This window comes from Pseudomonas sp. CHM02, assembly GCF_000612585.1.
GTDB lineage: Bacteria > Pseudomonadota > Gammaproteobacteria > Pseudomonadales > Pseudomonadaceae > Aquipseudomonas.
On record NZ_JFCA01000016.1, the window covers coordinates 109,059 to 118,803 of the forward strand.

The 9,745-nt window shown below is 63.7% G+C and carries 7 protein-coding genes; 5 read left to right on the forward strand and 2 right to left on the reverse strand.

Annotation, left to right across the window (positions count from 1 at the left end; genetic code table 11):
• Positions 1 to 17: 17 nt before the first annotated feature.
• Both treS and BM70_RS0111400 read right to left on the reverse strand, forming a co-directional pair.
• On the reverse strand, positions 18 to 2,081 hold the full coding sequence (gene treS, locus BM70_RS0111395; RefSeq protein WP_025856134.1) for a maltose alpha-D-glucosyltransferase: 2,064 nt from the start codon (positions 2,079 to 2,081) through the stop codon (positions 18 to 20).
• A 179-nt stretch (positions 2,082 to 2,260) separates the two neighbouring features.
• Positions 2,261 to 3,028 carry an AraC family transcriptional regulator gene (locus tag BM70_RS0111400; RefSeq protein ID WP_025856135.1) on the reverse strand — a complete coding sequence of 256 codons (768 nt, stop codon included), beginning with the start codon at positions 3,026 to 3,028 and terminating at the stop codon, positions 2,261 to 2,263.
• A 188-nt stretch (positions 3,029 to 3,216) separates the two neighbouring features.
• Here BM70_RS0111400 and BM70_RS0111405 point away from each other — a divergent pair, with 188 nt between their 5' ends.
• The 5 genes from BM70_RS0111405 to BM70_RS0111425 are packed head-to-tail and all read left to right on the forward strand — an operon-like array spanning position 3,217 to position 9,642.
• Positions 3,217 to 4,842, forward strand: coding sequence for an APC family permease (locus BM70_RS0111405; RefSeq protein ID WP_025856136.1), 1,626 nt, complete (start codon positions 3,217 to 3,219; stop codon positions 4,840 to 4,842).
• Between the two features lie 12 nt (positions 4,843 to 4,854).
• Positions 4,855 to 5,781, forward strand: coding sequence for a 4-hydroxyproline epimerase (locus BM70_RS0111410; protein ID WP_025856137.1), 927 nt, complete (start codon positions 4,855 to 4,857; stop codon positions 5,779 to 5,781).
• Positions 5,782 to 5,818: 37 nt separating this feature from the next.
• Positions 5,819 to 6,766 carry a dihydrodipicolinate synthase family protein gene (locus BM70_RS0111415; protein ID WP_025856138.1) on the forward strand — a complete coding sequence of 316 codons (948 nt, stop codon included), beginning with the start codon at positions 5,819 to 5,821 and terminating at the stop codon, positions 6,764 to 6,766.
• Between the two features lie 59 nt (positions 6,767 to 6,825).
• On the forward strand, positions 6,826 to 8,397 hold the full coding sequence (locus BM70_RS0111420; RefSeq protein ID WP_025856139.1) for an aldehyde dehydrogenase (NADP(+)): 1,572 nt from the start codon (positions 6,826 to 6,828) through the stop codon (positions 8,395 to 8,397).
• 3 nt (positions 8,398 to 8,400) lie between these two features.
• A complete protein-coding gene (locus BM70_RS0111425) occupies positions 8,401 to 9,642 on the forward strand; it encodes an FAD-binding oxidoreductase (protein ID WP_025856140.1) in 1,242 nt (413 codons plus the stop codon).
• Positions 9,643 to 9,745: the final 103 nt, after the last annotated feature.

Genomic DNA, 9,745 nt, shown 5'->3' on the forward strand with positions numbered 1-9,745 from the left:
CGCTCACCACAAGTGAGTTACAGCGGTGAACTGCTCACCACCCGCAGTGCCAGCCCCTCATAGGCATCCAGGGTAATGGTGAATTCACCCTCCGCGGTCAGGTCGCCTTCCACCCGCTCATTGATGATGTCCACCACCATGCCCGCGGCAATATCGGGCAGATGCAGGGTCTCGGTGATCGGTGTGGCCCCAAAGTTCAGCGCGGTGATCTGCGTGCCTTTGCCGGCCGGCAATTCGTGGACCATTACCAGCAACCCCGGATTTTCAACCTCCGGCACCAGAATCTGGCGGCTGGCGGCGATATCGTAGGCGCGGCGGACCGCGAGGATCTTTTGCAGTTGCGAGGCAAACGACTCGGGGTCCTGCAACTGGCTGTTCAGGCTGCCGTAGAGGCTTTTCGAGCGCGGCATCTGCCCGGCGGACAACTGCGCGTCGGGGTTCAGGTCCACCAGGTCGTAGGCACCGCGGTGAATCCAGCGCGTGTCGCCGTCCTGCATCAAATGCTCGACTTCTTCCGGGGCCAGCGGCAGTGCGCCTACCAAATCCCAGCCTGACAAGGCAAACACCCCAGGCTGCATCGCGTTGTACATCACCAGCAGCAAATGGATCTGGCGGATCTGCTGGATATCCGCAGGTGTGATCGCTTCCAGGTCACGAATGCCCAGCGCCGCCGTGATGATGCTGGCCGTGGTGCAGGACACGCCGTTGGTCACGAACTTGAGGTTGTACGGCGCATGTTCGCCGGCCAGGCGTTCGTACATCTGTTCGCGGATGTGCTCGCGCAGGATATTGCCGGGAAAGGTCTGGCCCTGATACAGGAAGGTGTCATGGGCGTGCAGGGTCCAGAAGTGCACCAGTTCGAGCGTCAGTTCATCGTGGTTCTGCAACGCGTGGATCAGCGAGCCGGGGTCAATGCCCTGGCGGTGCATTTCACGCAGCATCAGGCGCAGGAACTCGGCGTCGCCCATCAACAACGCGTGCTGGTAGGCCGGACGCGTGATGAAGTCATAGGACAGGTCGGCACCGCCATGGGACATGGAGGCGATGTCATCCACGGTGAGGTTCAACTCCTGGAAGCTGAAACCGCCGGCCTTGCGAATCGCGCCGCCCAGCAACTGGTTGCCGGTGATCGACAGCGGATGGCTCTCGGACCACGCCGTACCATCCGGCTTGCGCTCCACACCGAGGAAACCATTCGCGTCCAGGCGCAGGATCTTCGCGCCCATCACGTCGATGGCATGCAGTGCATCACCAATGATCATCTGCTGCGCGGCGAAGCTCGGGTCCAGCCAGTTCAGCGATGGCTGGCCTTCCTTGAAATAATGCAGGTACACCCAGCGGCGCGGCTTGCCATCCACGCCCTGCACCACCTGGGTCGCGCTCCAGTCGGTCTCCTTGACGCCGGGTTCGAAGAAGATCACCCGCTGCAACTGGCCGACGATGTAGTGTTTGTCGCGCAATGCATCGACCTGCGCTGGGCTGAGGTTCTGCGCATCGCGGCCTTCGGCCACGTCGGGCAGCAACGGCCAGTCTTCTTCGCGGATCTCCACCATGTGGTACAGGCCGGGATAGTCCTCGTACGCCATCTCGGCCAGGCGGAAGTCCGCGCCCTTGCCGGTGTGGGACGGGATCACATCGTCGATGATCACCGCATTGTGCGCCGCCGCCATGCGTGTCAGCGCCTGCAACTGCGCTTCGGTGCCCAATTGCGGGTCGATCTCGAAGCTGATGCGGTCGAAATTGCCATCGATGGTCGGCGTGTGCTCCAGGCCGCTCAGGCCGCCGGACTTCTTCAGCGGGCCATTGTGGATGCCCTGGATGCCGATTTTCGACAAGGCGTGCCACAGCGTCTCATCCCCCAGCGCCTCCAACACCGTACCGCCTTCACGGGTCACGATCGACGCCGGATACGCGGTAAACCACACCGACGACAAGGCCGACGCATCACGCGGCCGGGTCTGCGCGTAAGGCTGCTGCCACAACCGGCCCTGGCCCGAATAGAGCCTGGCCCGCTGGCGTGCCGCGTGCAGCATCGATTGTTCCACCAGCCAGTTCACATGGTTGTTTTCAGCCGCGGTCATAAGTCTGGTACCTGTTCTCGTGAAACATTGCTCGTGAACATATGAGGGCTGTGTGGGCCATTCGTTGCATTGCAACGTGGCTATGGCCGGGCACCACCCACCGTAGGCGCCGGCTTGCCGGCGATGGCATTCGGGAGATCGCTAACGCCGGCAAGCCGGTGCCTACGCGGCAGTGTTCGTCAGTGGGTATCGCGATACTGCCTCGGGGTGAACCCTGTCGAGGCCTTGAACTGGCGGGTGAACGCGCTGTGGTCGGTGTACCCACACTGTAGCGCCACTTCGGTGATCGGCAGGTCGGTGTGCAACAAGCGGTGGGCATGTTCAAGGCGCACTTTCTGGATCATCTGCCGGGGCGTGAGGTGGAACACGCGTTTGCAGTAACGCTCCAGTTGCGCCACGGAAATCCCGGCGATGCGCGTCAGTTCACCCAGCGTGACGCGGCGGTTGAAGTGCGCACGGATATGCGCATCCACGGCGGCCAGGCGTTGGTAGGCCGGGTGGCTTTCGCTGGCGGTTTGCAGGTCGACCGAGATGCCGGCCAGGCCGATGATTGCACCGGCATGGTTGTACAGCGGCCATTTGTGGGTCAGGCACCAGCCGGGTTCGCGGGTGCCGTACAGGTGCAGTTCCAGCTGGTCTTCCAATACAAAGCCTTGTTCCAGCACGCGCCGGTCCTGCTCGGTGTAGCCCGGCCCCAGTTGCGCGGGAAAGACTTCGGCGCTGGTCTTGCCCAGCAACGGTTGCAATTGCTTGAGGCCGCAGCGCTGCACCAGGGTGCGGTTGGCGAGCACATAGCGGGCCTGGGTGTCCTTGATGAAAATCGCAGCATTGGGGATCACATCCAGCATCGGCAATAGCTGCGCGACGCCGGCCAATAGCTGCTCGATGCTGTGGGGAGGGTTCACCTCGCTCCCTTGGCAAAGGGTCGCAAACGCGCTCTGCATCATGACGGTTGATCCCCTGCTGATCGCCTCGACGCGTAGCAGATTGCCCGATGCCCGGGGCGCTGTCGAGCGGCGAAAACTGTGCTGATTTCGTCATCGTTGCCGGCAAAAAACATCAATCGCGCCGCCGCCCATGCGTTCACTGTATGGCCACTGCATGCCTATCCAATAACTCACAAGAAGGCGACGCTATGTCAGGTCAAGGCAAGTTCAAGAAACAACTGTCATTGATGGACCTCACCTTTATCGGGCTGGGTGCCATCTTTGGTTCGGGCTGGTTATTCGCGGCCAGTCACGTGTCTGCGATTGCAGGCCCTGCGGGTATCATTTCCTGGCTTATCGGTGGTTTCGCGGTGCTGCTGTTGGGCATTGTGTACTGCGAGCTGGGCGCCGCATTGCCCCGTGCCGGCGGCGTGGTGCGTTACCCGGTCTACTCCCACGGCCCGCTGTTGGGCTACCTGATGGGCTTTATCACGCTGATCGCGTTTTCCAGCCTGGTGGCCATTGAAGTGGTCGCCTCGCGCCAGTACGCCGCGGCCTGGTTTCCCGAGTTGACCAAGGCCGGTTCAAGTGACCCGACCACACTCGGCTGGCTCGTGCAATTCGCCCTGCTGTGCCTGTTTTTCATCCTCAATTACCGCAGCGTGAAGACCTTCGCCATCGCCAACAACCTGGTGAGCGTGTTCAAGTTCATCGTGCCGTTGCTGGTGATCGGCGTGCTGTTCACGTTCTTCAAACCGGCGAACTTCCAGGTGCACGGTTTCGCGCCGTTTGGCCTGTCGGGTATCGAGATGGCCGTGTCGGCCGGTGGAGTGATTTTTGCCTACCTGGGGCTCACGCCGATCATCTCGGTGGCCAGTGAAGTGAAGAACCCGCAACGCACGATTCCGATTGCACTGATCCTCTCGGTGCTGCTGTCGACCGCCATCTATGTGTTGCTGCAGACCGCATTCCTCGGTGGCGTGCCCACGGAAATGCTCGCCAATGGCTGGGCCGGGATCAGCAAGGAACTGGCGCTGCCCTATCGTGACATCGCCCTGGCGCTGGGCGTGGGTTGGCTGGCGTATCTGGTGGTCGCCGACGCGGTGATCTCCCCCAGCGGCTGCGGCAATATCTACATGAATGCCACGCCACGCGTGGTGTATGGCTGGGCGCAGACCGGCACGTTCTTCAAAATCTTCACGCGTATCGATGAGAAGTCCGGCATTCCACGCCCGGCGTTGTGGCTGACCTTTGGCCTGTCGGTGTTCTGGACCCTGCCGTTCCCGTCCTGGGAAGCGCTGATCAATGTGGTGTCCGCGGCGCTGATCCTCAGCTACGCCGTCGCCCCGGTCACCGTGGCGGCGCTGCGGCGCAATGCCCCACAGATGGCGCGTCCGTTCCGGGTCAAGGGCATGGCGGTGCTCGGCCCACTGTCGTTCATCATCGCCGCGCTGATCGTGTACTGGTCGGGCTGGAGCACCGTCTCCTGGCTGCTCGGCCTGCAAATCCTGATGTTCGTGGTGTACCTGCTGTGCGCCCGCTGGGTACCGACCGCGCACCTCAACCTTAAGCAGCAAGTGCGCTCATCCGCCTGGCTGATCGGCTTCTACGCGGTGACCATCCTGCTGTCCAAACTCGGCAGTTTTGGTGGCGTCGGGGTCATCAGCCACCCGTTTGACACGCTGGTCGTCGCCGCCTGCGCCCTGGGCATTTACTACTGGGGTGCCGCCACTGGCGTGCCGGCCCATCTGGTGCGCCTGGAACACGAAGCCGACGAAAGCGAAGCCGTCGACGAGCCCCATGGACGTGCACCGCTGACCCCGGCTACCCACTGATTGGAGCGTTTTATGAAGCGATTGCATGTGATCGACTCCCACACCGGCGGCGAACCGACCCGCCTGGTGATGAGCGGTTTCCCCACGCTGACCGGCAATACCCTGGCCGAGCATTTGGAAAACCTGCGCAGCGAGCATGACAAATGGCGCCGCGCCTGCATTCTGGAACCGCGTGGCAACGATGTACTGGTCGGCGCGCTGTACTGCGAGCCGGTCACACCGGGCGCCATCTGCGGTGTGATCTTCTTCAATAACGCCGGCTACCTGGGCATGTGCGGGCACGGCACGATTGGCCTGGTCGCCTCCTTGCATCACCTGGGTCGCATCGCGCCTGGCGTGCACCGCATCGACACGCCCGTAGGCCTAGTTGAAGCGACGTTGCACGATGACGGTGCCGTGACCCTGGGCAATGTGCCTGCCTACCGCCATCGCCGCCAAGTGCCGGTGGAAGTGCCAGGCCACGGTGTGGTGCTGGGCGACATCGCCTGGGGCGGCAACTGGTTTTTCCTGGTCTCCGAGCATGGCCAGCGCCTGCAGATGGACAACGTCGACGCCCTCACCGACTACACCTGGGCGATGCTCAAGGCCCTTGAAGACCAAGGCATCCATGGCGCGGACGGTGCACTGATCGACCATATCGAGTTGTTCGCCGACGACGACCACGCCGACAGCCGAAATTTCGTGATGTGCCCCGGCAAAGCCTACGACCGCTCCCCCTGCGGCACGGGTACCAGCGCCAAGCTCGCGTGCCTGGCCGCCGATGGAAAGCTCGCCCCCGGCCAGCCGTGGATACAAGCCAGCATCACCGGCAGCCGATTCGAAGGCCGCTATGAATGGGACGGCGAGCGTGTGCGCCCGTTCATCACCGGCCGCGCCTACATGACCGCCGACAGCACCTTGCTGATCGATGCGCAGGACCCGTTTGCCTGGGGCATCTGAGCCCTCCCTTACTTGACTGGAAACTGGAGTTAGCACAATGAGCGACAACATCTTCACTGGCTGCATCCCCGCCCTGATGACCCCGTGCACGCCTGAGCGCAAGCCCGACTTCGACGCCCTGGTCGCCAAGGGCCGCGAGCTGATCGATATCGGCATGAGCGCCGTGGTGTACTGCGGTTCCATGGGCGACTGGCCGTTGCTCACCGAGGCCGAGCGCCAGGAAGGCGTGGCACGCCTGGCGGCGGCAGGCGTGCCGACCATTGTCGGGACCGGCGCGGTCAACAGCCGTGAAGCCGTGGCCCATGCCGCCCACGCGGCCAAGGTCGGCGCCCAGGGCCTGATGGTGATTCCGCGTGTGCTGTCCCGTGGTGCCTCCGCTACCGCGCAGAAGGCGCACTTCTCGGCGATCCTGAAGGCGGCGCCCAACCTGCCGGCGGTGATCTACAACAGCCCCTACTACGGCTTCGCCACCCGCGCCGACCTGTTCTTCGAACTGCGCCGCGAACACCCGAACCTGATCGGTTTCAAGGAGTTCGGCGGCGGTGCCGACCTGCGCTACGCCGCGGAACACATCACGTCCCAGGACGATAACGTGACCCTGATGGTCGGCGTCGACACTCAGGTGGTGCATGGTTTCGTCAACTGCAACGCCACCGGCGCCATCACCGGCATCGGCAACGCCCTGCCTCGGGAAGTGCTGCAACTGGTCGCGCTGAGCAAAAAAGCCGCCAAGGGCGATGCCAAGGCCCGCCGCCAGGCCCGTGAGTTGGAAGCCGCGCTGGCAGTGCTGTCGTCGTTCGATGAAGGCTGTGACCTGGTGCTGTATTACAAGCACCTGATGGTGCTCAACGGTGACAAGGGCTACGCCTTGCACTTCAACGAAACCGACGTGCTCAGCGAGGCCCAGCGTCGCTACGCAGAAAACCAGTACGCGCTGTTCCGCCAGTGGTACGCCAACTGGTCGGCGGAACAGAACGTCGCCTGACCCCATCCGCGCCGCTGCGGCTCTCGCAGCGGCCAACCCTCTTTTTCCAGGAAAATCCCATGACTCTGACGGGCAAGATGCTGATCGGTCAGCACGCCATTTCCGGTAACCGCGAGGCGATCCGGGCGATCAATCCCGCCACCGACGCCACCTTGGAGCCCGCCTACCTGGGCGGCGACGGCGAGCCTGTCGCACAGGCTTGTGCCTTGGCGTGGGCGGCGTTTGATGTGTACCGCGAAACGTCGCTTGAGGTACGTGCCACGTTCCTCGAGACCGTCGCCGCGCACATCGAAGCGCTGGGCGATGAATTGATCGAACGCGCTGTTGCCGAAACCGGCCTGCCCCACGCACGCATCCAAGGCGAGCGCGGGCGCACCTGCGGGCAACTGCGTACCTTTGCCCGCACCGTACGCGCGGGAGAATGGTTGGATGCGCGGGTGGACACCGCGCAGCCGCAGCGCCAGCCACTGCCGCGCCCAGACTTGCGTCAGCGCCATATCGCGCTCGGGCCAGTGGCCGTCTTTGGTGCGAGCAACTTCCCCTTGGCGTTTTCCGTGGCCGGTGGCGACACCGCCTCAGCGCTGGCTGCCGGTTGCCCGGTCATCGTCAAGGCCCATGGTGCGCACCCCGGCACCAGTGAACTGGTGGGCCGGGCGGTGGCGCAGGCGGTCAAGGCGTGTGGCCTGCCGGAGGGCGTGTTTTCGCTGCTGTACGGGTCGGGCCGTGAAGTCGGAATGGCGTTGGTCACCGACCCGCGGATCAAGGCCGTCGGCTTTACCGGCTCGCGCAGCGGCGGCCTTGCGCTGATCCACGCAGCACAGGCGCGGCCGGAGCCGATTCCGGTGTATGCGGAAATGAGTTCGATCAACCCGGTGTACCTGTTTCCGGCGGCGTTGACGGCCAGGGGTGACGCATTGGCCCAGGGGTTTGTGGCGTCATTGACCCAGGGTGCCGGGCAGTTCTGCACCAACCCGGGATTGGTCATTGGGGTGCAAGGTCCCGCCTTGGATCGCTTCATCAGTAGCGCCGCTGAGCGGCTGCACAGTTGCGCAGCGCAGACCATGCTGACGCCGGGAATTGCCAGCGCCTTCACTTCTGGCGTGGTCGCACTGACTGAACACGCCAAGGTCGCCGCGCAGGGCTTGGCGGCGACGGGTCCCCATCAAGGCCAGGCGCATCTGTTCGTGACCCAGGCGCAGGATTTTCTCGCCAATGAGCACCTGCAAGCTGAGGTCTTTGGCGCGTCATCCTTGGTTGTCGCCTGCGCCAATGTCGAGGAAATACGCCAGGTGTCCGAACACCTCGAAGGCCAGCTCACCGCGACGTTGCAGCTCGACGAAGACGACCTGCCAGACGCCAAGGCCCTGCTGCCGGTGCTTGAGCGCAGGGCCGGGCGCTTGCTGGTCAATGGCTGGCCGACCGGCGTAGAAGTGTGTGACGCCATGGTTCATGGCGGCCCTTTCCCGGCCACCTCGGAATCGCGCAGCACATCGGTAGGCACGGCGGCGATCCAGCGATTCTTGCGGCCGGTGTGTTATCAGGACTTCCCCGACGCGTTGTTGCCCGATGCGCTCCGGCACGGCAACCCGTTGCTGCTGCGGCGCTTGCTCGACGGCCAGAGAGAGGCATAGGCGATGTCCGATCCCGATATCGTAGTGGTCGGCGCCGGCATTATCGGTGTCGCCTGCGCACTGCAACTGGCGCGTCAGGGCCGGAAAGTGCTGGTAGTCGACGCGCAGGAGCCCGGCATGGGCGCGTCCTATGGCAACGCCGGGCACCTGGCGACCGAGCAGGTGTTCCCGATTGCCGACCTGTCGATCCTCAAGCGCTTGCCCGGCATGCTGCTAGACCCCATGGGCCCGCTGCGCCTGGATTGGAAATACCTGCCGCACGCCCTGCCCTGGTTCCTGCGGCTGCTACTGAACCTGCGTCCGGCGAACTATCAGCGCACCGTCGCGGGGATTCGCACGCTCAATGAAGGCAGCCTCGGCGCCTGGCAACGCCTGCTGCACAGCATCGGGCGTGCGGAGTGGCTGCGTGAGGATGGCTCGCTGCTGGTGTTTGAACAGGCCGACTCACGCCCGGCCCTCGAAGCCCTGCAACGGCGCATGCAACAGCAGCAAGTGCGCGTGGATTTCTGGTCCGGCGAGGCTATACGCCAAGCCGCACCGCAATTGAGCGACCACCTTCAGGGTGGTCTGTTTTTTCCCGGTACCGGGCACTTCCTCGACCCTTACCGCGTGGTGTGTGAACTGGTTGAGGCCGCCAAGGCCAGTGGGGTGCACTTCCTCAAGCGCCGGGTACTGGATGCACGCCTTGAAGAACCGGGCGTCTCACTGACGACCGATCAGGGACGCTTGGTGGCACGCCAGGTACTGATCGCCTGCGGTGCCCACTCGGCCAAACTCACCGCTGCACTCACCGGCAAAAACGTCCCGCTGGACACGGAACGCGGCTACCACCTGATGCTGCCCCACGAGCAGCACCGCCTGCCGTTTGCCGTCACTTCCCTGGAACGCAAGTTCATCATGACCCCCATGACCGAAGGCCTGCGCCTGGCCGGCACCGTGGAATTCGCCGGCCTCGAACGCCCGGCGAACATGCAACGTGCCTGGCAGTTGCATCGGTTGAGCAAAGGCTTGTTCCGGGAAAACCTGGATGCACGGGATGCAACGACGTGGATGGGTTTTCGGCCGTCCCTGCCGGACTCGCTGCCGATTATCGATCGGGTGTGCGAAGGAAAAGTGTTGCTCGCGTTCGGGCACCAGCATCTGGGGCTGACGCAGGCCGCGGTGACGGCGGAGATGGTGGCGGGACTGGCGAGTGCAAAGCCGGCACAGCCATTGGCGCCTTATCGCCTGGATCGATTCCGATGAGCTCAGCCCTCTTCATGCCAAGTGGACTATTGTGGCGAGCGGGCTTGCCCCGCGCTGGGCTGCGAAGCGGCCCCATTCAATGAGGCACACAGTGCATCAGGCA

Bases quoted from the DNA above. Each gene is read 5' to 3' on its own strand.
- treS (WP_025856134.1), bottom strand. From the start codon at position 2,081: ATGACCGCGGCTGAAAACAACCATGTGAACTGGCTGGTGGAACAATCG.
- BM70_RS0111400 (WP_025856135.1), bottom strand. From the start codon at position 3,028: ATGATGCAGAGCGCGTTTGCGACCCTTTGCCAAGGGAGCGAGGTGAAC.
- BM70_RS0111405 (WP_025856136.1), top strand. From the start codon at position 3,217: ATGTCAGGTCAAGGCAAGTTCAAGAAACAACTGTCATTGATGGACCTC.
- BM70_RS0111410 (WP_025856137.1), top strand. From the start codon at position 4,855: ATGAAGCGATTGCATGTGATCGACTCCCACACCGGCGGCGAACCGACC.
- BM70_RS0111415 (WP_025856138.1), top strand. From the start codon at position 5,819: ATGAGCGACAACATCTTCACTGGCTGCATCCCCGCCCTGATGACCCCG.
- BM70_RS0111420 (WP_025856139.1), top strand. From the start codon at position 6,826: ATGACTCTGACGGGCAAGATGCTGATCGGTCAGCACGCCATTTCCGGT.
- BM70_RS0111425 (WP_025856140.1), top strand. From the start codon at position 8,401: ATGTCCGATCCCGATATCGTAGTGGTCGGCGCCGGCATTATCGGTGTC.